The organism is Cognatiluteimonas sedimenti, assembly GCF_022808325.1.
Lineage (GTDB): Bacteria > Pseudomonadota > Gammaproteobacteria > Xanthomonadales > Xanthomonadaceae > Cognatiluteimonas > Cognatiluteimonas sedimenti.
This window is the reverse complement of record NZ_JALGCL010000003.1, coordinates 1-22,717: the sequence shown is the minus strand read 5'-3', so window position 1 is coordinate 22,717 and position 22,717 is coordinate 1. Positions and strand designations below refer to the sequence as shown.

The following is a 22,717-nucleotide window of genomic DNA, read 5'->3' as shown; positions in this document are numbered from 1 at the left end:
CAGTCCAGCCCCTGCGCGGTATAATGCACGGTTCTTTTCACCCCTTTTCCGGTGGCACGCCCCCTATGGCCAACGAACGTCAGGCCCCGCAATCCGACATCAAGCTTCTGATCAGCAAGGGCCTGGAACAGGGTTACCTGACCTACGCCGAAGTCAACGACCACCTGCCCGACGACATGGTCGACCCGGAGCAGATCGAAGACATCATCGGCATGATCAACGGCATGGGCATCGAGGTGCATGAAATCGCGCCCGACGCCGAGACCCTGCTGCTCGCGGGCCAGTCCGGCAGCGGCCGCGAGGTCGATGACACCGCCGCCGAGGAAGCCGCCGCCACGCTGTCGGCGCTGGACGCCGAGGGCGGCCGCACCACCGACCCGGTGCGCATGTACATGCGCGAGATGGGCACGGTCGAGCTGCTGACCCGCGAGGGCGAGATCGCGATCGCCAAGCGCATCGAGGAAGGCCTCAACCAGATGCTGTCCTCGCTGGCCAGCTTCCCGTGGTCGATCAACCTGCTGCTCGAGGACTGGGAACTGCACAAGGCCGGCAAGAAGCGCCTGGCCGAGCTGGTGGTCGGCTTCAACGACGGCCTCGACGACGAACCTGTGCCCGCGCCCGCGCCCGCCGCCAATGCCGCCAGCAACGGCAAGGACGACGACGAGGCCGATGAAGACGACGACGACAGCAGTGACGACTCCGAGGAAGAAGCCGGCCCCACCGGTCCGGATCCTGCCGAGGTCGCGCGCCGGATGGAAGAGCTTGGTGCGCTGTACGCCAAGTTCCAGAAGACCTATGCCAAGAACGGCCCCAGCGCCAAGCCGGCGCTGAAGCTGCGCGAGGACATGGCGGCGCTGTTCATGACCCTGAAGTTGCCGTTGCCGCTGGTCGACACCCTGGTGCGCAAGCTGCGCGAGGTGCTGGGCGAGATCAAGGACCACGAGCGCCGCATCCTCGAGTTGTCCACGCGCGTGGCCAAGATGCCGCGCAAGGACTTCATCCGCGCGTGGGAAGGCAACCAGACCAACCTGCACTGGGTCGACGACGTCCTCAAGCGCAAGCAGAAGTGGTCCAGCGGCCTGCGCGACGTCAAGGACCAGATCATCGCCGAGCAGGAAGCCACCATCGCGCTGGAGAAGTCGATGATGGTGACGCTGGCCGAGACCAAGGACATCAGCCGCGCGATGGCCTACGGCGAAGCCAAGGCGCGCAAGGCCAAGAAGGAAATGGTCGAGGCCAACCTGCGCCTGGTGATCTCGATCGCCAAGAAGTACACCAACCGCGGGCTGCAGTTCCTCGACCTGATCCAGGAAGGCAACATCGGCCTGATGAAGGCGGTGGACAAGTTCGAATACCGCCGCGGCTACAAGTTCTCGACCTACGCGACCTGGTGGATCCGCCAGGCGATCACCCGCTCGATCGCCGACCAGGCGCGCACCATCCGCATCCCGGTGCACATGATCGAGACGATCAACAAGCTCAACCGCATTTCCCGGCAGATGCTCCAGCAGTTCGGCCGCGAGGCCACGCCCGAGGAGCTGGCCAAGGAAATGGACATGCCCGAGGACAAGATCCGCAAGGTCATGAAGATCGCCAAGGAGCCGATCTCCATGGAGACCCCGATCGGCGACGACGAGGACTCGCACCTGGGCGACTTCATCGAGGACACCAACGTGATGTCCCCGATCGACGCCACCACCGACACCAACCTGATGGAAACGGTGCGCGACGTGCTGGCCGGGCTGACCCCGCGCGAGGCCAAGGTGCTGCGCATGCGCTTCGGCATCGACATGAACACCGACCACACCCTCGAGGAGGTCGGCAAGCAGTTCGACGTCACCCGCGAGCGGATCCGGCAGATAGAGGCCAAGGCCCTGCGCAAGCTGCGCCATCCCAGCCGCTCCGAGCAGCTGCGCAGCTTCCTCGACATCGAGTAACGTCGCAGGCCTCACGCCGTCCTAATGTTCCAGGCTGAATGCTTGGAGCACGCAGAGGCGGAGGAGGGGGACATGGGCATCGTCGCGAACCGGGCCGGGCCCGGTGGATTGGAGCTGTTCCACGCGGCCGTGCTGGCGGGGGCGTTGCCGCTGTTCCTGGCGGCGCACCTGTGCGACCACGCCTATTCCCGTTTCCACGAGATCCAGTGGAGCAACTTCGCCTCCTGGCTGCTGATCGGGGCCATGGTGCTGGCGACCATCGCCCTGGCCTGCGCGCTGCTGGGCGGCTATCGCGGCCGCCAGCGGGCGTTGTACCTGCTGCTGCTGGTCGCCACCTGGGTGGTGGGCTTCTTCGCGGCGCTGCAGCATGGTCGCGACGCCTGGGCGATCATGCCGGCGGCGATGTACCTGACCGCCGCCGCGTTCCTGCCTGCACTGCTCGCGACCTGGCTCGCATTCGCCGGCCTGCGCCCGGGAGGCGTGCGATGAACCGCGCGCGCCTCGCCCGCACGCCGTCCACCGCGCTCGCCGCGGCGCTGCTCGCCGCCTGCAACGCGTCGGCACCGGACATGCACCAGTACGGTGCCAGCCCCGAGCTGCCGGCGCCCGAACGCGGCCTGATGCCGAACATGACCATCGCCAAGCCGGCGAACTGGGGCGACCGCACGCCGACCGTGCCCAAGGGCTACACGGTCCGCGCGATCGCCACCGGCCTCGGCATCCCGCGGCAGACCCTGGTGCTGCCCAACGGCGACATCCTCGTCGCCGAGGGCCGCGGCGGCCACGCGCCCAAGCTCAAGCCCAAGGACGTGGTCGCTGGCTACATCAAGGCCAAGGGCAACACCGCGGTGAAGAGCGGCAACCGCCTGACCCTGCTGCGCGATGCCGACGGCGACGGCAACTACGAACTGAAGACGGTGTTCGCCGGCGACCTCGACGCCCCCTACGGCCTGGCGCTGGTCGGCAACACGCTGTACGTCGCCAACCAGGGCGAGCTGGTGAAGTTCGACTACGCCAGCGGCCAGACCCAGGCGAGCGGGCCGCCGACCCACGTCGCGACGCTGCCTTCGCGGATCAACCACCACTGGACGAAATCGCTCGCGGCCAGCGAGGACGGCAGCCGCCTGTACGTCGGCATCGGCTCCAACAGCAACATCACCGAGCGCGGCATGGACGTGGAAGTCGATCGCGCGGTGGTCTGGGAGATCGACCCGGCGACCGGCATGCACCGGACCTACGCCACCGGCCTGCGCAATCCAACCGCGCTTGCGGTGCAGCCCGGCACGGGCGTGCTGTGGGCGGTGGTGAACGAGCGCGACGAAATCGGGCCGAACCTGGTGCCCGACTACCTGACCTCGGTGAAGCCGGGCGCCTTCTACGGCTGGCCCTACGCGTACTGGGGCCAGCATGCCGACACCCGGGTGATGCCGCAGGATCCCGACAAGGTGGCCGCCGCGATCGCGCCGGACTATGCGCTGGGCTCGCACGTGGCGGCGCTGGGCCTGTCGTTCTCGTCGGCCGCGATGGGCGCGCCGTTCGCCGATGGCGTCTTCATCGGCGAACACGGCAGCTGGAACCGCGATCCCCCGGTCGGTTACAAGGTGGTGTTCGTGCCGTTCCGCGACGGCCGTCCCGCCGGCGATCCGGTCGACTTCGTCTCCGGCTTCCACGGCGCCGACGGCCTCACCCGCGGACGCCCGGTCGGCGTCACCGTGGATCCGCGCGGCGCGCTGATCGTCGCCGACGACCTGGCGAACACGATCTGGCGGGTGACGCCGACCACACCGGTTGTGATCCCGCCGGATGCCGGGATCGGGCTCGAGGCGACCGGGGATGCCAACGCGACACCCGTGCCCGAGGCAGCGCCCGAGGAGCCGGGACGGTAACCGTCGCTCGCGTTCCATTGCGCCAACGACAAGCCCCGCGCACGGCGGGGCTTGTCGTTTCACCGCATAATTCCGCGCGTGCGGGCCTATAGCTCAATGGTTAGAGCAGAGGACTCATAATCCTTTGGTTCCAGGTTCGAGTCCTGGTGGGCCCAGAAAACTCCGCAGGGAACCATCGCCCGGGCGCGCCATTGCGATGCTACCGGCCCGGCAACCGCGGCAGCCAGACGTCGCTTTCCCCCAGCACCTCCGCATCCGGCCCGAAGCGCCGTTCGACGAAACGGATGCCGTGTTCCTGCACCAGCACCACGGTGCTGCAACGCGTGCCGTAGCGGGCGTCGCGCACGAACGGCGGCGACAGGCGGCGTTCCAGGGCCACGCCGATCCCGGTGTCCGGCAGTTCCGCGTCCGGCGCCGGGGTCTGGTCGGTCAGTGCGTGCAGCAAGGGGGCAACATCCGCAGCCTGGGCCTCTGCCGGCACGCCGTTGCGCAGCCAGTCCGCCAGTGCACGGCTGGCGCGGTTGCTCTTGGGCCAAGGCGCATCGAAGGCGCCGTTGGACACGGCGTGCAGGCCCGGCGCCACCGCGTGGCGCGCGAACCGCGGATGGTTGCTGGCGAACGCAAGATCGCGGCCGTCCCACAGCAGCAGGTTGAACGGGCCGAAGTCGGCCGCCATCGGCGCGACGCCATCGAGCCAGGCGTCACCACTCGTCGCGGCTGCCGCGAAGCCGCGCACCAGCGCCCCGCGCGAGCGCGGGTGGGTGGCGTCCAGCGGCCGCACGCGCACGTTGGTGACCGCCGCCAGGCGTCCGCGCCGCGACACCATCAGCCAGCTGCCGCCCTGTTCCAGGTCGCGGCCGCCGTACACCTCCGGGTCCCGCGGATCCGGCCCGGCAGGCGCGGCGGCGCGCGCGTGCAACTCGTCGCGGTTGGCCACCAGAAGCAGCCGGTAGCGCGGGTGCTGGTCGAGGGCGAAGGCGATCAGGCACATGCGGCGAGGATAGCCGCGATGGGTGGCTCAGGTTTCCTGCAGCGTCGTGGCCAGGTGCACCGGCGCCTTCAGCGAGTTGGAGACCAGGCAGCGTTCCTCCGCGCGCTGCAACGCGGCCTGCGCCTGCGCGGCATCGGTGCCGGGGGCGACCGTCAGCGTCGCATGCAGGTCGAAGGCGGTGAACGCCGTGATCCTCTCCTGCCGGTCCAGGGTGCCGTCGACCGACACCGCCAGCGCGCTCCAGTCGATCCCGGCCGCGCGTGCCACTGCGCGGAAGGTGAGGATGAAGCAGTCGGCGACCGCAGCCACCAGCAGGCCTTCGGGCGACCAGCGATCGCCGGGGCCGTCGAACTCGGCGGGCGCGGAGGATTCCAGCGGGGCGACGCCCTCGGTTTCCAGGACCAGGCGGCCCTGGCTGCCGCCGCGCGCTTGGACGCGGTACACGTGGGGGAACGGATGCATGGCAAATTCCTTCTGCGGTGGATCGAGTCTGCGCCGCGGCGGCGCCCGTGGGATTGATCCTGGTCAGGGGAACGGCAGCGCGTTGCCCCGCGCCTGTCGATTTCCGCTGCGCCCGATCGTCGCCAGGGCACCCGACCATGAAAGGATCCGCGCATGACCCGCATGCTCTTCGTCAACCTCCCCGTCGCCGACCTCGATGCTGCGATGGCCTTCTATGCGGCCCTGGGCTTCACCAACAACGCGCAGTTCACCGACGACACCGCCGCGTGCATGGCCTGGAGCGAGGCGATCAGCGTCATGCTGCTCACGCACGACAAGTGGCGCGGCTTCACCAGCCGCCCGATCCCGCCGCCGACGGCGAGCGAGGTGCTGCTGGCGCTCTCGCTGGAAGACCGCGCGGCGGTGGATGCCATGGTCGAGGCGGCTGGCCGCCATGGCGGCCGCGCCGACGTCAACCCCAGGCAGGACCTGGGCTTCATGTACAGCCGCAGCCTGGCCGATGCCGACGGTCACGTCTGGGAGGCGTTCTGGATGGACATGGCGGCACTGCCGGCCGCGGGCGGTTGATGCGTCGAACGGACGTTCTGGTGGCGGGACTCCTCCACAGGGTGGCCTTTACACATACGTCACTGGCAGATATCGTGGAGCGGCGCAGGATGGCCGGGTCGCACCCCGCGACGTGCCCATGGAGCCTTCGATGTCGATCTCACTCAAACCCCTCGGCCTGGCCGTGGCGCTGGCGCTGGCCGGCTGCCACCAGGCGGCCCCGCCGGCCGATACCGCCGCACCCGATGCGGCCGAATCCGCGCCGGTAGCGACCCAGGCCGCCCCCGCCGCCGCTGCCGCCGAGGCCGCCGCGGAAGTCGCCGCGCCGAAGCTGCAGGACGCGATGCGCGAACTCTGGCACGGCCACATCGTCCATGCCCGCGACTACGCGATCGCCGTCCATGCCGGCAACGATGCCGACGCCAAGGCCGCGGCCGGCGCGGTGGTCGACAACGCCAAGCAGATCGCCAGCGCGGTCGGCGGCTTCTACGGCAATGCCGCCGGCGACCAGATGCTGACGTTGCTCGGCGGCCACTGGGGTGCGGTGAAGGCACTCACCGACACGCGCGCCGCCAAGGATGAAGCCGGCGCCGAAAAAGCCATGGCCGACCTCACCGCCAATGCCGGCGAGATCGCCAGGTTCCTCGCCGGCGCCAACCCCAACCTGCCCGAAGACACCGTGCGCGGCCTGCTGCTGGCCCACGGCGCGCATCATTCCTCGCAGGTCACCCTGATCATGAAGGGCGACACCGCCGGCGAAGCGACCGAGTGGACCGCGATGCAGGCGCACATGGACATGATCGCCGACGCGCTCGCCGGCGCCATCGCCAAGCAGTTCCCCGACAAGGCGAGCTGAGCGCGCGCATGGCCATGGGACTGGCGCGCTTTGGCGATACCCAGCAGCGGCTGTTGCGGCAGCTGCTGTTCAATGCCGGTGGCTGCGCGGTCGAGGAACTGTGCGAGCGCCTGCACGTCAGCCACAACGCGGTCCGCCAGCACCTGACCGCGCTCACCGGCCGCGGCTACGTCGAGCGGGTGCAGTCGCGCCCGACCGGCGGCCGCCCGCAGGCACGGTTCGGGCTGACTCCCGAGGGACGCGAACTGTTCCCGCGCAACTACGGCGCGATTGCCGCCGCGCTGTTGTCACAGCTGCATGCGCGCATGGGCGAGGAAGATGTCGGCGCGCTGCTGCAGGAACTCGGCGCCACCGTCGCCGCGACCCAGCCGCTGCTGGACGCCGACGCGGGCAGCGAGGCGCTGGCGCGCGGCCTGGCGCAACGGCTCGACGCGCTGGGCTACGAGGCGGTGCCCGCACGCCACGGCGAGGACTGGCAGGTGGAGGCCTTCAATTGCGTGTTCCACGCATTGGCGCGGCAGCATCCGGAGGTGTGCAAGTTCGACCTGGCCTACATGGAGGCGGCCAGTGGCCGTCGCATCCATCACATGGAATGCATCGTCCGCGGCGGCCACGTGTGCCGCTTCAAGCTCGGCCCGGAACCGGCGCGGGGCGCCACCCCGACTGGCTAGCCCCGCCCTGGTCCACGCCGGCGGCGATGCCCGGTCATTGCGCCGGCGGCAGCCCGGTGTACGTGCGGTACCAGCCCTCGTTGCATGGCAGGCAGTACTGGTCGCCATCGCCGACGATCACCGCCCGGTTGTAATAGATGTAGGGGCCGTCGTTGGCCACGAACACTTCCGGGTCGGTGCGGATCCGCAGGGGAACGTCCGGCGTCAGCTGCAACGGCACCGGCGCAGCCTCGTCGATTCCGGCCAGGAAGATCGTCGAGGGATAGGTTGCCGGCGGCTTGCTCGCGGTGAACAGCAGGTACGACTTGCCGTTGTGCACGAAAGGTTCCGGCGAGTTGATCACCCCGCGCTCGGGCGTGCGGATGCTGCCGGTCACCGCCCAGTCGCCAGGGCTGCCGCCCGGAGGCAGGACGTACAGCCGCAACTCGGTGTCGTCCACCACCGTCGCCAGCACGTACGCGCCGCCGAATTCCGGCGCCTGCCAGATCCAGGGCCGGGAGTGCAGGTCCTTCTGGCCGTCGTCGAAGGTGATCTGTTCGGCGTGGTCCTGGTCCAGCCAGTAGAGGAACACCTGCGAGACGCCGTCCACCGGCGCGGCGAACGCGGCCGCGCGGGTATTGGCCACGAAGCGCAACGAAAAATACAGCGACGGCGGGTACCCGGTGACCCGGGTCTCGCTGGAAGGGTCGAAAAGGTTGCGCCAGTAATGGTTGCCGGCCGCGTCGACATAGCTGATGCGCGGCATCGGGTCCTGCGCATCGTGGCTGGCATATGGCGTGTTGCGCGGACGCTTGGCGTCGACGTAGCCATTGCTCCAGGCCCCGGACGCCAACTGCCGCGCCAACGCCAGGCGCGCATAGCGCAACTGGTGCGGCTTGCCGGCCAGGAATTTCGTGTACACCACCTGCTCGCCGGACGCGGTGCTGATCCACTCCGGGCCGTTGCTGACGATGTCGAAATCGGAGGTCCTCATCGCGTCCGCGTCCAGCAGCACGCCCTTGCCGCCCCTGGGCAGCAGCATCCCGGTGTCGCGGTCGATGCCGGCCAGCCACAGCCCGCCGGCCTTGTCCACCCAGGTGATCATCGCGCGCGCCTGGCTGATTTCCGGGTCGATCAGCTCCGCTCGCGCGACCACGACCGACTCGTTGACCTGCGCCCGCGCCGCGGGTGCCGCCAGCCCCGTGGCCAGCGCCATGCCCAGGGCAAGGACGGGGCGCCAGAGCGCCCGGACTGTCGCAAGTGCGTGCATGCATGCCTCCTGCCGGTCGCGGCCTTGCCAGCGTGCCGCCCCGTTCGATCTCCCCGGTTCGTGTCCCCGTCGAGCCGCCCATCCCAGCTCGGCAGCGAGGTAAACCGCCGCCGTGGCCCTTGGCCCAACGAATGCCCATCGTGGAACCGGCCAGGCAACGCGAGGTCCGGGAAGGCGCTTCCGGTCGAGCGTCGCCGGGCGGCCGCTCGATGCGCGCCCGCATGCTGCCGACGCCGGGCCAGGCACGCCCGTGCCTACAATGCGGCGATGGAGACCCGCCTGCTGCCCGAAACCGTCGAACACGAGACCGCGTCCGATCCGCAATGGACGGTGCTGTGGCTGCATGGCCTCGGTGCCGATGGCCACGACTTCGCCCCGATCGTGCCGGAGCTGCTCGTGCGCGATGGACGCAGCCGCGACTGGCCGTCGCTGCGCTTCGTGTTCCCGCATGCGCCGCTGCGCGCCGTGACGATCAACAACGGCATGCGCATGCGCGCCTGGTACGACATCCGCAACTTCAGCGCCGACGAACTGGCCGGGGGCGAACGTGCCGACGGCGCCGGAGTGCTGGAATCGGTGGCCCAGGTGGAGGCGCTGATCGCGCGCGAGGGCGAGCGCGGGGTGCCGCCGCAGCGCCTGTTGCTGGCCGGGTTCTCGCAGGGCGGCGCGGTCGCGCTGGCCGCGGGCCTGCGCCGCGCGCAACCGCTGGCGGGACTCGTGGCGCTGTCGACCTACCTGCCGATGGCGCCCCAGGCACGCGCCGACCTGCAGCCCGGGGCGACCGGGCAACCGGTGTTCATGGCCCACGGCCTGCAGGACCCGGTGGTGCCGTACGCCGCCGGCGAACGCAGCGCGGGGCTGCTGCTCGATCTGGGCTTCGACCTGGACTGGCATCGCTATGCGATGGGCCACGCGGTCTGCGCGGAGGAAATCCGCGACCTCGGCGACTGGTTGTCGCGGCGCTTCGCCTCGGCCTGAGCCATGGGCGACGTGCATCCCGCTGAACCGTGGCTGCCCGACCTGTGCCGGCTGCCGCGGTTGGCGACCATGTTCGGGGTCGCCGAACTGGTGGTGCTGGTGCTGGCGTTGGCGCCCGACGGCGGCGTGCGCTGGAACGCGGAACGCTTCGTCTCCGCCAGCGGCTTCGCCTTGTGGCTCGCCTTGACCATCGCGGTGCTGCTGTGCGCGTCGCGCCGGCAGTTGTCGCGGCTGCCGATGGCGATCGGTTCGATCGCGGCGGTGGCGGCCGCGGCGCTGGTGGCAATGCTGGGCGCGGCCTTGCTGCACCAGCTCGACCGCAGCCTGGACTACCACCTGGTGCCGGCCACTGTGCAGCTGTCGCAGTTCGCGCTCGGCAGCGCCGCGATCGCGGCGCTGATCACTGCGGTGGTATTGCGCTACCTGTACGTGATCGACGGTTGGCAGGCGCAGGTACGCGCCAGCGCGCGTGCCCAGGCCGATGCCCTGCAGGCCCGGATCAAGCCGCATTTCCTGTTCAACAGCCTCAACGCCATCACCGGCCTGGTGCGGCGCGACCCGCCGCTGGCCGAGCATGCGCTGCTGGACCTGTCGGACCTGTTCCGCGCCGCGCTGGGCGCGGGCGAGTCCGACTCCAGCCTGCGCGAAGAGGTGGAACTGGCCGAGCGCTACCTGGCGATCGAGTCGCTGCGCCTGGGCGAGCGCCTGCAGGTGCGCTGGCGAAAGGAGGAACCGCTGCCCTGGTCGCTGCCGTTGCCGCGGTTGCTGCTGCAGCCGCTGGTGGAGAACGCGGTGCTGCACGGTATTTCGCGGCTGCCCGAGGGTGGCGAGGTCGAGATCGCGCTGCGCGCCGACGACCGCCGCCTGCTGGTGGAGGTGCGCAACCCGGCGCCGCAGCCGCGCGAACGCGAGGCCGGCAGCGTCGGCGCCCACCACGCGCAAAGCAGCATCGGCCATCGCCTGGCTTATGCCTTCGGCCCGCAGGCGGGCATGACGTCCGGCTGGCGGGAGGGCTACTATCGCTGCGAGCTGCGGATACCGCTCGCGGCGACAACGCCTGCGGCATGACCAGACCGCGGCTCGACACCGGCAGCCGGGCCTGCCGCGAGGACGGCGACATGAAGGCGATGCCATGAAGGTCGTGATCGTCGATGACGAACCGCTGGCGCGCGACCGCCTGCGCGAACTGCTGGCGGCGCAGCCGGGCGTGGAGGTCGTGGCCGAAGCGGGCGACGGCCACGCCGCCCTGCACGCCTGCGCCGAGCACGACCCGGACCTGGTGCTGCTGGACATCGCCATGCCCGGGATCGACGGGCTGGAGACCGCGCGCCACCTGGCCGCGTTCGAGCCGCGCCCGGCGGTGGTGTTCTGCACCGCGTTCGACGCGCACGCGCTGTCGGCGTTCGATGCGCAGGCGATCGACTACCTGGTCAAGCCGGTGCGCGCCGAACGACTGGCCGCGGCGCTGGAGCGGGTGCGCACCTTCGCCGCCGGCCGCGACCAGGTCGCGGCCACGACCCGTCCCGGGCAGCGCCGTACCCACCTGTGCGCGCGCCTGCGCGGCAGCCTGCGCCTGATTCCGATCGAGGACGTGCGCTACCTGCAGGCGGAGGAAAAATACGTCGTCGTGCACCATGTCCGCGGCGAAGACCTGATCGAGGAATCGCTGAAATCGCTGGAGGAGGAGTTCGGCGAACGCTTCGTGCGCATCCATCGCAACTGCCTGGTGGCGCGGCACGAGATCCTCGAACTCAAGCGCACGGCCGACGGCCACGTGCAGGCGCTGCTGCGGCACGGCGGGCAGCCGCTGGAAGTCAGCCGCCGCTGCGTGGCCAGCCTGCGCGAGACGGTCAAGCACCTGTAGCGGCCCGCAAACGGCTGCGTTCGGGCGTGTCGTCGCCAATGCCTGCACCGACCCGCATTGGCGGAAAGCGAAGCAGGGCCGCGCGAACCGGCGGGCAATCCCGGCCCGGGTCCCCCGATTGCCGGATAATGCCGGCATGACCACGCTCCGCATCGCCACCCGCAAGAGCCCGCTCGCCCTGTGGCAGAGCGAGCACGTCGCCGCCGCCCTGCGCACCGCGCATCCCGGGCTGCAGGTCGAACTGGTCCCGATGTCCACGCGCGGCGACGAGGTGCTGGATCGCTCGCTCGCCGCGATCGGCGGCAAGGGCCTGTTCCTCAAGGAACTGGAACTGGCGATGCAGCGCGGCGACGCCGACTGCGCCGTGCATTCGCTCAAGGACGTGCCGATGGACCTGGAGCCCGGCTTTGCGCTGGCGGCGATCCTGGAACGCGGCGACGCGGCGGACGCTTTCGTCAGCAACCGATTCGCCGACATCGATGCGTTGCCGCAGGGCGCGCGCGTCGGCACCTCGTCGCTGCGGCGCCAGGCGCAGCTGCGCGCGCGCCGGCCCGACCTGCGGCTGCTCGACCTGCGCGGCAACGTCAACACGCGCCTGGCCAAGCTCGACGCCGACGACTACGACGCCATCGTGCTGGCCTGCGCCGGCCTGCAACGGCTCGGCTTCGAGGCGCGCATCCGCGCGCGCCTGGACCCCCCGCGCTGGCTGCCGGCGCCGGCGCAGGGCGCGATCGCGATCGAATGCCGCGACGGCGACGCCGCCACGCTGGCGCTGTGCGCGGCGCTCGACCACGCCGCCACCGGCACCTGCGCCCGCGCCGAGCGGGCGATGAACCGCGCCCTGCATGGCAGCTGCCACGTGCCGGTCGCCGCGCATGCGCGGCTCGACGGCGGGCAGCTGCTGCTGGATGGCCTGGTCGGCAGTGCCGACGATGGAACCCTCGTGCGCGCGCACGCCGATGGCCGCAGCGGTGCGCCGGAGGCGCTCGGTGAACAGGTGGCGCAATCGCTGCTGCGGGCCGGGGCCGGCGCGCTGCTGCCGCACGACGCGGCCTAGCGCCGGGCGGGTTCGATCGGGCCGTCGTGGGGCCGGCGTCGCCGAGCCCTTCAGTAATAAAGCGTGACCAGGTGCCGCGCCTGCGCGAAGAACAGCCAGCGTTCGACGAAGGCGCCCGCCAGCGCCGCCAGCGCCGCGATCCACAGCCAGGCTCCCGGCGCGAAGGCGTGGCTGCGTCCAAGCGCGAACAGGCAGGCGATCGGGGCCACCGCGAACAGCAGCAGCGCCAGCCAGCGCAACCGTTGCGCGTGCGTTCGTGCCACCACGAAGGCCATTTCCCGGGTCAGGTAGTTGGACTGGGTATGCGGGCGTTCGAACACCGTGACCGTGCGCCGCGGCAGGCCGATGGCGTCGCCGCGCGTGGCCGGCAGCGGCGTGGCGTCGATCGCGCGCCAGTAGTGCAGCTTGAGCGCGCCAAGCAGCGCCGCCAGCCCGATTCCGCCCAGCGCCATGCCGCGCGTGGGCATCGTGCCGGCCGGGGTCGCGATCGCCGCCAGCAGCAGGCCGCCGCACAGCAGCGCGAAACCGAGATACCCCGGCAGCACCAGCCGGTGGCGCCACGCCGGGATCGGCTTGAGCGAGGCGTAGATCATCGCGGTGCACGCCACCGTCGCCAGCGCGCAGGCCATCAGCGCCGCTGCGGCCAGGGTACCGGCGGCATCGAGCGCGACCGGTCCGCCCTGCGCGCGCGATCCGATCATCGCCGGCAACAGCGCGGCGGCGAACGCCAGCGCCGGGACATAGGTCAGCACCGCCGCCACGCCTTCGCGCGACAGCCACGAGGTGCGCCACTGCGAGAACGCGCGCCACGCCCGCAGCGGCTTGCCCAAATGCGAGAACGACGCCAGCAGCCCCGCACTGGCAAGCACCAGCGCCAGCGCCGTGGCGACCAGCAGCGCGCGCGCCGGGGTGTCGCCGCCAAGCGCGGCCAGCGCGCTCCAGAACAGCAGGCCGTAGCCGGCGCCCGAGAGCGTGGTGAAGAAGATCACGGAGAGGGCGGGATGCATGGCGGCTACCTGCAACCCCGGATCGGCAGGCTTGTCCTGCCGGACGCGGCAGGGATCCCGGGTTGGCCGGGCAGGGAACACGGGTTCCCCGCTGCGCTTGCAACGACAGCGGACCGCGAGGGCTTCATTCCACCACCACCGCGGTGCCCGACGCGGACACCATCAGCATGCTGCCGCCATCCTGCACCTGGATGGTTTCGTAGTCGAGGTCGACGCCGACCACGGCGTTGGCGCCCAGTTCGCGCGCTTGTTCGAGCATGTCCTCGACCGCTTCCTGCTTGGCCTTGCGCAGCACCTTTTCATAGCTGCCCGAGCGACCGCCGACCAGGTCGCGGATGCCGGCGAAGAAGTCGCGGAACATGTTGGCGCCGAGGATCGCGTCGCCGCCGACCAGCCCCTTGTATTCGAGGATGCGGCGGCCTTCGAAGCCGTGGGTGGTCGACACCAGGGTGACGGGTTTGTTGCTGCTCATCTGGGTCCTCGCATGCGCGGGGGAAGGAAAGGGTCTTCGATGGTCATCGGCACGGGAGCGACATTCATCGCTTCAGGATCCGATCCAGCCGCGCAAGGTTGGCACCGGCGGGCCACGATCTCCAGCGCGCCGCCGCGCGCGGCGAATCTGCACGGGCGATGTTCACCGCTTCAGGATCCGGTGCAGCCATCGCATCGGCGACACCGGCGACGAAGCATCCTCCTCCACCACCGCCTCGCCGTCGCCCGCGCGCCGCGGCCGCGGCGGCAGGTACTGGTTGACGGGCCGGTAGCCGAGTTGCGGCATCAGGTCGACGCCGCCGCGCGCGGCCACCAGTTTCGAGATGTCGGATTCCGGATCGCCGAGGTCGCCGAAGTGGCGCGCGCGCGTCGGGCACGCCTGCACGCAGGCCGGCTGCCGTTCGGCCTCGTCCAGGTGCTGGTTGTAGATGCGGTCCACGCACAGCGTGCATTTCTTCATCACGCCTTCGACCGCGCTGTACTCGCGCGCCCCGTAAGGGCAGGCCCAGCTGCACAGCTTGCAGCCGATGCACTTGTCCTCGTCGACCAGCACGATGCCGTCCTCGGCGCGCTTGTAGCTGGCGCCGGTCGGGCACACGGTGACGCAGGCCGGTTGCTCGCAATGCAGGCAGGAACGCGGGAAGTGCAGGGTCTGCGCCGGTTGCGCGGGCTGCGCATCCGCACCGGAGCCGCAGCCCGCGGTGGCTTCGAGTTCGTAGCTGTGGACGCGGTTGAACCAGACGCCGGACGGATCCTTGCCGTAGGGATCGCTGTCGGTCAGTGGCCCGGCGATGCCGCCGGCGTTCCATTCCTTGCAGCTCACCGCGCAGGCATGACAGCCCACGCAGGTGTCCAGGTCGATCACCAACCCCAGCTTGACCTTCGACGGTGGCGGCAGCGCGGTCACGGGCGTTTCTTCCTGCGCGGCGATTCCGGCTTCGCCTGGCTGCGGTGTTGCGCGTTGCGGAAACGCGCGCCATAGCGCAGCGGGCGCTCGTCGGCTTCGGCGAAGGCCAGCCCCGGCAGTTGCGGCGCGCTCGGTCCCGCCTGCGCGTCGGACGCCTTGCGGATAGACACCCGCAGGTCGAACCACGCCGCCTGCCCGGTGACCGGATCGGCATTGGCGTAATCGCCCTTCGGCGTCACGTCCGAGATCAGGTGGTTGAGCAGGAAGCCCTGCTGCGATTCCGGCGCGTCCTGGGCCAGGCGCCAGGCGCGCTTGCGCTTTCCGATCGCGTTCCAGCTCCAGACCGTGTCCGGCTGCACGTTGGCGGCGAACTTCGCCTGCACGGTGATGCGGCCGTGGTGCGAGGCGACCTCGATCCAGTCCTCGTCCGCGACCCCGTGCCTGGCGCCGGTGTCCGGATGCAGGTACAGGAAGTTGCGGGTGGCGATCTGCCGCAGCCATGCGTTCTGCGACCCCCAGGCGTGGTACATGAACATCGGTCGCTGCGTGACCGCATTGAGCGGATAGGCGTCGCGGCTGGTCTGGTCGTGCTCGAACGGCTCGTGCCAGATCGGCAACGGGTCGAAATACGTGGCGACGCGCTGGCGATGCTGCGGCGGTGGCTGCACCGCGCCGTGGCCCTGCGCGGCAAGCCGGAACTTCTGCAATGGCTCCGAATACAGCTGCAGCACGATCGGCGCGGTCGAAGCGACGAAGCCGAACCCCCGTGCCCATTCGAGATAGCCGCGGTTGGCCATCTTGTAATAACGCGCGTGTTCGGGGATTTCCTGCCGCCAGTAACCGTTGTTGGCGATGTAGGCGTCCAGCTGCGCCGGATTCGGCGCGCCTTTCCCGTGCTGGCCGCCGTCGGCGCCGCGCCAGCCGGCGAGCAGCCCGAGGCCCGGCGCGCGTTCGTGGCGGACGATGTAGTCGGCGTAGTCGCGGTAGGCCGGCGATCCATCGGCATGCACCATGCCCGGCAACCCCAGCCGCGCGCCAAGCTCCAGCAGCACCGACTGGAAGCCGCGCACGTCGCGTCCCGGCGCCTGGGCCGCGGCCTCCAGCACCGGATGGCGGATCGCATCGGCGACGCCGTCGGCATCGGAGATCGGGCGGTCGAGCAGGCTGATGGCGTCGAAACGTTCCAGATAGGTGGTATCCGGCAGCACCAGGTCGGCGTAGGCGACCATCTCGCTGGCGTACGCATCGCTGTAGATGATCCGGGGGATGCGGTAGTCGCCGTTCGCGTCCCTGTCGGTGAGCCAGTGCAGGGTCTCGCGCGTGTTCATCGCCGAGTTCCAGCTCATGTTGGCCATGAACATCAGCAGCGTGTCGATTTTCGTCGGGTCGCCCGCCCACGCATTGCGCAGCACCGTGTGCATCATCCCGTGCGCGGCCAGCGGATAGGCCCAGGAGAAGGCGTGGTCGATGCGGCGCGGCTTGCCGTCGGCGTCGACCAGCAGGTCCTCGGGGCCGTGCACGTAGCCCAGCGGGCCGGCGTCGAGGCTGCCATCGGGCTTGCGCGCCTTGCCCGGGCGGTTGGGCAGCGGGATCGGCTTCGGATACGGCGGCTGGTAGCGGAACGACCCCGGCGCGTCAATCGCCCCCAGCAGCAGTTGCAGCACGTGCAGCGCGCGGCAGGTGTGGAAGCCGTTGCTGTGCGCGCTGATGCCGCGCATCGCGTGCATCGCCACCGGGCGGCCGATCATCTCCTTGTGTTCGCGTCCCCAGCTGTCGGTCCACGCGATCGGCAGCACGAGGTTGCTGTCGAACGCGGCCTGGGCCAGTTCGCGGGCGATCCGGCGGATGGTGTCGGCGGGAATGCCGCAACGTTCGCTGACCGCATCGGGCGAGTACCGCGGATCGAGGTAGCGCTCGGCCAGCAGCTGGAACACCGGAACGGCCCGACGGCCGTCGGCCAGCGTGGCTTCGCCGACCACGGCGGGCGCGACATCGATCGTGTTGGCGTCTACCGCGGCACCCGCATTGCGGTCGAAGCACAACGGGTTGCCGTCGGCATCGCGCGCGAACAGGCCGTCGTCGGCGCCGCCCGGGTTGCGAACGACCAGCCAGTGGGCGTTGGCGTAGCGCACCAGGTAGTCGAGGTCGATGCGGTCGCTGCGCAGCAGTTCGTGGATCAACGCGAACGCGAACAGCCCGTCGGTGCCGGGGCGGATCCCGATCCACTCGTCGGCGATCGCGCCGTAGCCCGTGCGCACCGGATTGACCGCGACGATCTTGGCGCCGCGCGCCTTCAGTTTTCCCAGGCCGAGCTTGATCGGGTTGGAGTCGTGGTCCTCGGCCACGCCCCACAGCATCAAGTACCGCGTGTGCTCCCAGTCCGGCTCACCGAACTCCCAGAAGCTTCCGCCCAGCGTGTACAGCCCGCCGGCGGCCATGTTGACCGAGCAGAAGCCACCGTGCGCGGCGTAGTTGATGGTGCCGAACTGCTGAGCCCACCAGCCGGTCAACGCCTGCGACTGGTCGCGACCGGTGAAGAACGCCAGCTCATCGGGGTTGCGCTCGCGGATCGGGGCCAGCCAGGAGGTGGCCAGTTGCAGCGCCTCGTCCCATTCGATTTCCCGGAACTCGCCGCTGCCGCGCTCGCCCACGCGCAGCAGCGGCTTGTCGAGCCGCGCCGGCGAGTAGTGCTGCATGATCCCGGCCGAGCCCTTGGCGCAGAGCACGCCCTGGTTGACCGGGTGCGCGGGGTTGCCCTGGATGTAGCGGATCCTGCCATCGCTGAGCCACACCTTGATGCCGCAGCGGCAGGCGCACATGTAGCACGTGGTGGTCTTGACCTCGTCGCCCGGCGAGGGCGAGGTGTTGAGCTTGGGCTCGCGCATCCGCGCATTGTGCCGCGCAAGGTGGTGATCCGCACGCCGATCCTGCCCAACGCGCCGCCATGCGCTGCGGGACCCGCCTGCTGGTGTTTCGACGCCAGCTCGGCCACGCGCCACCGCGCACCATGTCACCCGGTTGCCGTGCCTGCGAATCCGGGATCGGGCGCCGGTTGACCTGGTGCCGACCCGACGCCGCTCACGGCCGGCAATGCTCGCGCTCGAACGCCAGCTCCAGTTGCAGGCGTGGCGAGTCGCCGGCCGCGATCAGGCCGGCGATGTTGCGCCGGTTGCGCGGGCAGGGATCGGCTTCGTAGCCGCTCGGCGCCAGTACGTGGCTGCCCAGCCAGGCAAGCGCACGCGCCGGTGTCAGCGGATCGCGCATGCGGAAGCGGCCGCCATTGGCCGGCGGCAGGCGCGCCGCGCGATCGGCGAAGATGTCCGGCGCCGGCGCGGTGGCTGCCGCCTGCCGCCGCGCCAGCACGCGGGCCTGTTCGAGCAGGGTTCCCTTTTCCGCCGCCGCCGGTGGGGTGGCATCGGCGACGACCTGCAGCGAGCTTGCGGCCGGGGCCGGTGCTGCGGTCGCGATGGGCGTGGACTGTCGCCGCGCATCGCGCGGGCGCTGCGCATCGTGGCGGCGCCGCGATGGTCTTGCCGCGGGTACCGGCGGCAATGGCGTCGACAACGGCGGCAGGCTCACGTACACGACCTGCAGGGCCGGGTCGCCATCGCCGCGCGAGGAGACTCGCGGCAGCGCATGCAGCAGCCACCAGCCGACCAGTGCGTGCCAGCCCAGCACGAGCCCCCACGCGATGCCGCGTGCCCGCAACGTCCCTGTTCGCAATGCCGGCTCCGCGACGCCGGCTCCGCGACTTCTCCGGCGCGGAGTCTGGACAGGGGTGGGTTAAATCGAGGTTACGCGCCACCGCGACCGCTGGCGGCGCGCGGCGTCACTGCGGCGGATCGATCGCCAGCGACGGATCGTTGAAGCGCGAATAGCGGATCGTGGTGGTGGTCGCGTGCCCCTGCGCACTGCCGTTGACCCGGATCTGCAGCGGCAGGTCGTCGTCGCCGATCCACATGGTCACGTCCGAAGGTTGCGGCTTGCTGTTGCGCACCAGGTACTTGCGCGCCGGCGTGCCATCGACGCTGTCGCGGCCCTGGGCCTGGACGGTCATGGTCGCCGCGTTCTCGTCGAGCCGGGCCGGGTCGCGCCATTGCGTGAGCGTGCCGGCCGGCAGCGGCACTTTCATGCTGCGGCCATCCACCGACATGTACATGGCGTCGCCGATGATCGTCTGCGTGCCCAGGCCCGGCATGGTCATGCGGAAGCGGTCCGGGGCGACGAAATCGAGCTCGTTGGTCATCGCGCCGCGCGCGCCGCCGTCGAGCTGCATGGTCGCGTGGTAGCTGCGCAGGCCCATGAAGCGTTGCATCGAGTTGCCGATCACCTGCTTCGGCGTAGCCAGTGGGCCGGCCGCGGCCACGGCGTCGGCAACGGCAGTAGCGGCGGCTGCGGCGCTGCCGTCGTTGCCGGATGCCGGGCTGGCGGCTGGCGCATCGGCCGTTGCCATGGCGGCCCCTTCCGGCGGAGAAGGCTTGCAGGCGACCAGCACGGCGAGCAGCGGCAGGAGCAGGAAGGCGGGCAGGGGGCACGGCGTGCGGCGGACGGGCATGCGGAACTCCGGTGGCGGGTGGTCGGGTGGGGCGAGGCGCGAATCCGGCGTGGCCCAAGGGATAACGTCGCCGGCGTGCCGCAAGCGGCCAGCGCGCGCCATAATCGCGGCATGGACCGCTACGAACGCATCATCGCCCTGCATCGCATCCTCCAGGCCGCGCGCTATCCGGTGACGGTGCCGCGGCTGCAGGACGAACTGGGTTGTTCTCGCGCCACCGTCTACCGCGACCTCGCCTTCCTGCGCGACGCGTTGATGGCGCCGGTGGTCGGCGACGGCGAAGCCGGCTTCCGCTACGACCCGCAGCAGGGCGACCGCTTCGAGTTGCCCGGGCTGTGGCTCAACTCGGAGGAACTGCACGCGTTGCTGGCGGCGCAGCAACTGCTGTCGCGCAGTGGCGGTGGCGTGCTGTCCGGGGCGCTGGCGCCGCTGCAGCAGCGGATCGAAAAGCTGCTCGACGAGCATGCCACCGGCAAGCGCTGGCCGGTCGAGCGCGTCCGGGTGATCCCGCACCGCCTGCGCCGGATGGACGAAGCCTCGTTCCGGATCGTGTGCTCGGCGGTGCTGGAGCGCAGGCAACTGGCGTTCGAATACCGCGCCCGTTCCACCGGCGAGAAGACCCGGCGCACGGTCTCGCCGCAGCGCATCACCCACTACCGCGACAACTGGTACCTCGACGCCTGGGACCACGAGCGCGAGGCGCTGCGCAGTTTCTCGGTCGACCGCATCGGCAACGCGCGGATGCTCGACACGCCGGCGCGCGACATCGACGAGGCAACGCTCAACGAGCACCTCTCGGGGAGCTACGGCATCTTCTCCGGTGCGCCCAGGGGCTGGGCGACGATCGTGTTCAACGAGCGCGCCGCGCGCTGGGTGGCCGACGAGCACTGGCATTCGCAGCAGCAGGGCCGCCACCTGGGCGACGGCCGCTACGAGCTCAAGGTGCCTTACAGCAATGCCCGCGAACTGCTGATGGACGTGCTGCATTACGGCAGCGACGCCGAGATCGTCGAACCGCCGTCGCTGCGAGAGCAGGCGCGTTCGCTGCTGCAGCTGGCGCTGGCCAACTACGACCGCTAGCCGGGCGATGGCCGAAGACCTGCCGAAGATCCGCCAGGGCGAGAAGGTCGCGCTGGTGCTCGGCGCCGGCGGTGCCCGCGGTTTCGCCCAGATCGGCGTGATCGAGGCGCTGGAAGCGCGCGGGCTGGAGATCGTGGCGGTGTCGGGTTCTTCCAGCGGCGCGCTGGTCGGCGGCGTGTATGCCGCCGGCAAGCTCGCCGAGTTCCGCGAACACCTGCTGCGGATGGAGCGCGGCCATTTCCTGCGCCTGCTCGATCCGGCCATCGGCCAGCCCGGGCTGCTGCACGGCGGGCGCCTGGTGGCGGCGATGCGCGAAGTCGTCGGCGATCCCGCCATCGAGTCGCTGCCGATCCTGTTCACCGCGGTGGCGGTCGACCTGCAGCGCCAGCGCGTGGTGTGGTTGCGCAGCGGCCCGCTGTGGGATGCATTGCGCGCCTCGTTCGCGATTCCCGGGCTGTTCACGCCGCACGAAGTGCATGGCCGCGAGCTGGTCGACGGCGGCCTGCTGGCGCCGCTGCCAATCGCGGCGACGCGCTTGTCCGATGCGCACCGGCTGGTGGCGGTGGACATGCACGGTTGGCCGCGAAGGCCCCCCGGCGAACCGGCCGAAGGAGCCCTGGCCGATCACGATTCGATGGCCGCGCGCCTGGGCGACTGGGTGGAGCGCAAGCTCGGCGGCAACCCCGGCGGAAGCGCCAGCGGCATGGGCCTGGTGGAACTGATGTCGCGTTCGCTGGACACGATGCAGGCGCAGATCGCGCGCGTGGAACTGGCGCTGGACCCCCCGGAACTGGTGGTCCGCATCCCCCGCGACGCCTGCCAGTTCTACGAGTTCTGGCGTGCGAAGGAGCTGGTCGAGATCGGCCGCAGGGAGGCCGAAAAGGCACTCGACGCGGCGGGGTACTGACCGCCGGCCGGCGCCCGGCTTCAGGGGTCGTTGGGACGGTCGAAGCCCAGTTGCCCCACCTGTTCGCGCACCTGCGGCACGCGCCACAGCTTGTCGGCGTTGATGCCGTGCCCGCGCAGGCGTTGCAGCAGGTCCTGGTATTGCGCATCGTCCATCACCGGCGAGCGCGCGAACACCCAGGCCAGGTCGCGGCCGGGCGAATCGATCAGCGCCCAGGAATCGTCGGCGGCCACTTCGAGCACGCGGTAATTGGCCGGCACCACCTTGTAGAACCACACCTTCCAGTCGCGGTTGCCGCTGCCATCCTGCACCGTCGCGCTGGCTTCGAGCAGTTTTTCCGGTTGCGAGAAGCCGGTGCGGTAGAAGTAGCGGATCCCGACCCTCCCGTCGCTGCGCAGCGTGTATTCGTTGCGCGCGGCGACATGGCCGCGGTCGGTGAAATACGGGACGTGCGCGATCACGTACCAGCGGCCCATGTAGCGCGCCAGGTCGATCGGCGGGCCGGCTGCGCGGTCGGGCGCCGACGCGCACGCGGCCAGCAGCAGGGTGGCGGCGACGAGCGCGAGCCGGGCGATGGTGCGGAATCGACGCATGCGCAATCCTCGTGGGCGATCCAGGGCGGTGGCGGCAGGGTTCCGGGCGCGGGGCGAAGATCGCGTCAAGGCGGCATCCGGCGGGTCGCAGCCCCTGAGATGGGGGCAACGGACGCTGGCGGCCACCCCGTCGCCAGGAGACTCCCATGCCCAGATTGCAGTCCCGCAATGCATTTGCCAATCCCGGTCGGCAAGCACCCGATGCGCACCTGGAGCGCGCCCTGCGCCGGATCGTCCTCGCGGGCGCCCTGCTGGTGCTGGCGCTGCCCGCCGCGCGCGGCGCCAGCGCGTGGTTCGGCGCCCTGCCGCTATGGCTGCTGGCGATGCCGCTTTCGAGCTGGTGGGCACTGCACCACTTCCGCCTGCCGCGTCTGCAGCCACGGCCCGGAACCAACGCCGCAACGCGCAAGCGCCGTGGCCATGCAGCGCAGGCACGACGGCGCCGGGTGCCGGTGGCACGAGGCGGCGTCGCGAACGCTGCCTGAACATCGCGTTCTGGAAGGGGAGAGCGAAAAGCGAAAAGCGAAAAGCGAAAAGCGAAAAGCGAAAAGCGAAAAGCGAAAAGGCAAAAGCGGTATGCGGGCATTGCCGTGGAGGACGCAGGTGGCCCGCTGTTCGCGGGACACGCCGCAAGTACATCCATGTAGGCTCATCGGCGGCATCCATGCCGCCGAAGGTC

The 22,717-nt window shown here is 70.4% G+C and carries 23 protein-coding genes and 1 tRNA gene; 14 read left to right on the top strand and 10 right to left on the bottom strand.

Annotated elements, in window-relative coordinates; genetic code table 11:
- Positions 1-65 precede the first annotated feature (65 nt).
- The 4 genes from rpoD to MQC88_RS09320 all read left to right on the top strand — a co-directional run bounded on the left by rpoD (position 66) and on the right by MQC88_RS09320 (position 3,978).
- On the top strand, positions 66-1,937 hold the full coding sequence (gene rpoD, locus MQC88_RS09335; protein WP_243321373.1) for an RNA polymerase sigma factor RpoD: 1,872 nt from the start codon (positions 66-68) through the stop codon (positions 1,935-1,937).
- A 72-nt stretch (positions 1,938-2,009) separates the two neighbouring features.
- Positions 2,010-2,426, top strand: a complete 417-nt coding sequence (locus tag MQC88_RS09330) for a hypothetical protein (protein WP_243321372.1) — start codon at positions 2,010-2,012, stop codon at positions 2,424-2,426.
- Entirely contained in the window at positions 2,423-3,823 is a 1,401-nt protein-coding gene (locus tag MQC88_RS09325) for a PQQ-dependent sugar dehydrogenase (RefSeq protein ID WP_243321371.1), read from the top strand. The genes MQC88_RS09330 and MQC88_RS09325 overlap by 4 nt, the downstream gene beginning before the upstream one ends.
- An 82-nt stretch (positions 3,824-3,905) precedes the next feature.
- Positions 3,906-3,978 (top strand) — tRNA-Ile (locus tag MQC88_RS09320).
- A 44-nt stretch (positions 3,979-4,022) separates the two neighbouring features.
- On the opposite strand, the gene MQC88_RS09315 is transcribed toward MQC88_RS09320, so the two are convergent.
- Both MQC88_RS09315 and MQC88_RS09310 read right to left on the bottom strand, forming a co-directional pair.
- Entirely contained in the window at positions 4,023-4,814 is a 792-nt protein-coding gene (locus tag MQC88_RS09315) for an NRDE family protein (RefSeq protein WP_243321370.1), read from the bottom strand.
- 27 nt (positions 4,815-4,841) lie between these two features.
- Positions 4,842-5,276 carry an OsmC family protein gene (locus MQC88_RS09310; RefSeq protein ID WP_243321369.1) on the bottom strand — a complete coding sequence of 145 codons (435 nt, stop codon included), beginning with the start codon at positions 5,274-5,276 and terminating at the stop codon, positions 4,842-4,844.
- A 153-nt stretch (positions 5,277-5,429) separates the two neighbouring features.
- Here MQC88_RS09310 and MQC88_RS09305 point away from each other — a divergent pair, with 153 nt between their 5' ends.
- The 3 genes from MQC88_RS09305 (at position 5,430) to MQC88_RS09295 (ending at position 7,349) form a co-directional block, all read left to right on the top strand.
- Positions 5,430-5,843: a VOC family protein gene (locus MQC88_RS09305; protein WP_243321367.1), complete on the top strand. Its 414-nt coding sequence runs from the start codon at positions 5,430-5,432 to the stop codon at positions 5,841-5,843.
- Positions 5,844-5,973: 130 nt separating this feature from the next.
- Positions 5,974-6,678, top strand: coding sequence for a hypothetical protein (locus MQC88_RS09300; RefSeq protein WP_243321366.1), 705 nt, complete (start codon positions 5,974-5,976; stop codon positions 6,676-6,678).
- A gap of 8 nt (positions 6,679-6,686) precedes the next feature.
- On the top strand, positions 6,687-7,349 hold the full coding sequence (locus MQC88_RS09295; protein WP_243321364.1) for a helix-turn-helix transcriptional regulator: 663 nt from the start codon (positions 6,687-6,689) through the stop codon (positions 7,347-7,349).
- 34 nt (positions 7,350-7,383) lie between these two features.
- On the opposite strand, the gene MQC88_RS09290 is transcribed toward MQC88_RS09295, so the two are convergent.
- Positions 7,384-8,598: a hypothetical protein gene (locus MQC88_RS09290; RefSeq protein ID WP_243321361.1), complete on the bottom strand. Its 1,215-nt coding sequence runs from the start codon at positions 8,596-8,598 to the stop codon at positions 7,384-7,386.
- A 279-nt stretch (positions 8,599-8,877) separates the two neighbouring features.
- Between MQC88_RS09290 and MQC88_RS09285 the strand changes: the two genes are divergently transcribed.
- From MQC88_RS09285 to hemC, 4 genes are all read left to right on the top strand, one after another.
- Positions 8,878-9,576 carry an alpha/beta hydrolase gene (locus MQC88_RS09285; RefSeq protein WP_243321880.1) on the top strand — a complete coding sequence of 233 codons (699 nt, stop codon included), beginning with the start codon at positions 8,878-8,880 and terminating at the stop codon, positions 9,574-9,576.
- A 3-nt stretch (positions 9,577-9,579) separates the two neighbouring features.
- A complete protein-coding gene (locus MQC88_RS09280) occupies positions 9,580-10,644 on the top strand; it encodes a sensor histidine kinase (RefSeq protein ID WP_243321359.1) in 1,065 nt (354 codons plus the stop codon).
- 64 nt (positions 10,645-10,708) lie between these two features.
- Positions 10,709-11,440 (top strand): LytR/AlgR family response regulator transcription factor, encoded by a 732-nt coding sequence (locus tag MQC88_RS09275; protein WP_243321357.1) that lies wholly within the window; start codon positions 10,709-10,711, stop codon positions 11,438-11,440.
- 136 nt (positions 11,441-11,576) lie between these two features.
- Complete coding sequence (gene hemC / locus MQC88_RS09270) at positions 11,577-12,497, top strand: hydroxymethylbilane synthase (protein WP_243321355.1); 921 nt, start codon at positions 11,577-11,579, stop codon at positions 12,495-12,497.
- Positions 12,498-12,547: 50 nt separating this feature from the next.
- On the opposite strand, the gene MQC88_RS09265 is transcribed toward hemC, so the two are convergent.
- The 6 genes from MQC88_RS09265 to MQC88_RS09240 all read right to left on the bottom strand — a co-directional run bounded on the left by MQC88_RS09265 (position 12,548) and on the right by MQC88_RS09240 (position 19,458).
- A complete protein-coding gene (locus tag MQC88_RS09265) occupies positions 12,548-13,504 on the bottom strand; it encodes a dimethyl sulfoxide reductase anchor subunit family protein (protein WP_243321353.1) in 957 nt (318 codons plus the stop codon).
- Between the two features lie 124 nt (positions 13,505-13,628).
- Complete coding sequence (locus MQC88_RS09260) at positions 13,629-13,976, bottom strand: heavy metal-binding domain-containing protein (protein WP_243321350.1); 348 nt, start codon at positions 13,974-13,976, stop codon at positions 13,629-13,631.
- Positions 13,977-14,138: 162 nt separating this feature from the next.
- Entirely contained in the window at positions 14,139-14,903 is a 765-nt protein-coding gene (locus tag MQC88_RS09255) for a 4Fe-4S dicluster domain-containing protein (RefSeq protein WP_315857094.1), read from the bottom strand.
- Positions 14,900-17,788 carry a molybdopterin oxidoreductase family protein gene (locus tag MQC88_RS09250; RefSeq protein ID WP_243321349.1) on the bottom strand — a complete coding sequence of 963 codons (2,889 nt, stop codon included), beginning with the start codon at positions 17,786-17,788 and terminating at the stop codon, positions 14,900-14,902. The genes MQC88_RS09255 and MQC88_RS09250 overlap by 4 nt, the downstream gene beginning before the upstream one ends.
- 193 nt (positions 17,789-17,981) lie before the next feature.
- Complete coding sequence (locus MQC88_RS09245; protein ID WP_243321347.1) at positions 17,982-18,626, bottom strand: hypothetical protein; 645 nt, start codon at positions 18,624-18,626, stop codon at positions 17,982-17,984.
- A gap of 106 nt (positions 18,627-18,732) precedes the next feature.
- Positions 18,733-19,458: a LolA family protein gene (locus MQC88_RS09240; RefSeq protein ID WP_243321345.1), complete on the bottom strand. Its 726-nt coding sequence runs from the start codon at positions 19,456-19,458 to the stop codon at positions 18,733-18,735.
- A 111-nt stretch (positions 19,459-19,569) separates the two neighbouring features.
- On the opposite strand from MQC88_RS09240, the gene MQC88_RS09235 reads away from it, so the two are divergent.
- Both MQC88_RS09235 and MQC88_RS09230 read left to right on the top strand, forming a co-directional pair.
- Positions 19,570-20,538 carry a helix-turn-helix transcriptional regulator gene (locus tag MQC88_RS09235; protein WP_243321343.1) on the top strand — a complete coding sequence of 323 codons (969 nt, stop codon included), beginning with the start codon at positions 19,570-19,572 and terminating at the stop codon, positions 20,536-20,538.
- 7 nt (positions 20,539-20,545) lie between these two features.
- Positions 20,546-21,445 (top strand): patatin-like phospholipase family protein, encoded by a 900-nt coding sequence (locus tag MQC88_RS09230; RefSeq protein ID WP_243321340.1) that lies wholly within the window; start codon positions 20,546-20,548, stop codon positions 21,443-21,445.
- A gap of 20 nt (positions 21,446-21,465) precedes the next feature.
- Here the strand turns inward: MQC88_RS09230 and MQC88_RS09225 are convergent, their stop codons facing one another.
- Positions 21,466-22,038: a lipocalin family protein gene (locus tag MQC88_RS09225; protein ID WP_256451768.1), complete on the bottom strand. Its 573-nt coding sequence runs from the start codon at positions 22,036-22,038 to the stop codon at positions 21,466-21,468.
- A gap of 146 nt (positions 22,039-22,184) precedes the next feature.
- Between MQC88_RS09225 and MQC88_RS09220 the strand changes: the two genes are divergently transcribed.
- The gene (locus MQC88_RS09220; RefSeq protein ID WP_243321338.1) at positions 22,185-22,523 is read left to right on the top strand and encodes a hypothetical protein; all 339 of its coding nucleotides are present in this window, start codon (positions 22,185-22,187) and stop codon (positions 22,521-22,523) included.
- Positions 22,524-22,717: the final 194 nt, after the last annotated feature.

Bases quoted from the DNA above. Each gene is read 5' to 3' on its own strand.
- rpoD (WP_243321373.1), top strand. From the start codon at position 66: ATGGCCAACGAACGTCAGGCCCCGCAATCCGACATCAAGCTTCTGATC.
- MQC88_RS09330 (WP_243321372.1), top strand. From the start codon at position 2,010: ATGGGCATCGTCGCGAACCGGGCCGGGCCCGGTGGATTGGAGCTGTTC.
- MQC88_RS09325 (WP_243321371.1), top strand. From the start codon at position 2,423: ATGAACCGCGCGCGCCTCGCCCGCACGCCGTCCACCGCGCTCGCCGCG.
- MQC88_RS09315 (WP_243321370.1), bottom strand. From the start codon at position 4,814: ATGTGCCTGATCGCCTTCGCCCTCGACCAGCACCCGCGCTACCGGCTG.
- MQC88_RS09310 (WP_243321369.1), bottom strand. From the start codon at position 5,276: ATGCATCCGTTCCCCCACGTGTACCGCGTCCAAGCGCGCGGCGGCAGC.
- MQC88_RS09305 (WP_243321367.1), top strand. From the start codon at position 5,430: ATGACCCGCATGCTCTTCGTCAACCTCCCCGTCGCCGACCTCGATGCT.
- MQC88_RS09300 (WP_243321366.1), top strand. From the start codon at position 5,974: ATGTCGATCTCACTCAAACCCCTCGGCCTGGCCGTGGCGCTGGCGCTG.
- MQC88_RS09295 (WP_243321364.1), top strand. From the start codon at position 6,687: ATGGCCATGGGACTGGCGCGCTTTGGCGATACCCAGCAGCGGCTGTTG.
- MQC88_RS09290 (WP_243321361.1), bottom strand. From the start codon at position 8,598: ATGCACGCACTTGCGACAGTCCGGGCGCTCTGGCGCCCCGTCCTTGCC.
- MQC88_RS09280 (WP_243321359.1), top strand. From the start codon at position 9,580: ATGGGCGACGTGCATCCCGCTGAACCGTGGCTGCCCGACCTGTGCCGG.
- MQC88_RS09275 (WP_243321357.1), top strand. From the start codon at position 10,709: ATGAAGGTCGTGATCGTCGATGACGAACCGCTGGCGCGCGACCGCCTG.
- hemC (WP_243321355.1), top strand. From the start codon at position 11,577: ATGACCACGCTCCGCATCGCCACCCGCAAGAGCCCGCTCGCCCTGTGG.
- MQC88_RS09265 (WP_243321353.1), bottom strand. From the start codon at position 13,504: ATGCATCCCGCCCTCTCCGTGATCTTCTTCACCACGCTCTCGGGCGCC.
- MQC88_RS09260 (WP_243321350.1), bottom strand. From the start codon at position 13,976: ATGAGCAGCAACAAACCCGTCACCCTGGTGTCGACCACCCACGGCTTC.
- MQC88_RS09250 (WP_243321349.1), bottom strand. From the start codon at position 17,788: ATGCGCGAGCCCAAGCTCAACACCTCGCCCTCGCCGGGCGACGAGGTC.
- MQC88_RS09240 (WP_243321345.1), bottom strand. From the start codon at position 19,458: ATGCCCGTCCGCCGCACGCCGTGCCCCCTGCCCGCCTTCCTGCTCCTG.
- MQC88_RS09235 (WP_243321343.1), top strand. From the start codon at position 19,570: ATGGACCGCTACGAACGCATCATCGCCCTGCATCGCATCCTCCAGGCC.
- MQC88_RS09230 (WP_243321340.1), top strand. From the start codon at position 20,546: ATGGCCGAAGACCTGCCGAAGATCCGCCAGGGCGAGAAGGTCGCGCTG.
- MQC88_RS09225 (WP_256451768.1), bottom strand. From the start codon at position 22,038: ATGCGTCGATTCCGCACCATCGCCCGGCTCGCGCTCGTCGCCGCCACC.
- MQC88_RS09220 (WP_243321338.1), top strand. From the start codon at position 22,185: ATGCCCAGATTGCAGTCCCGCAATGCATTTGCCAATCCCGGTCGGCAA.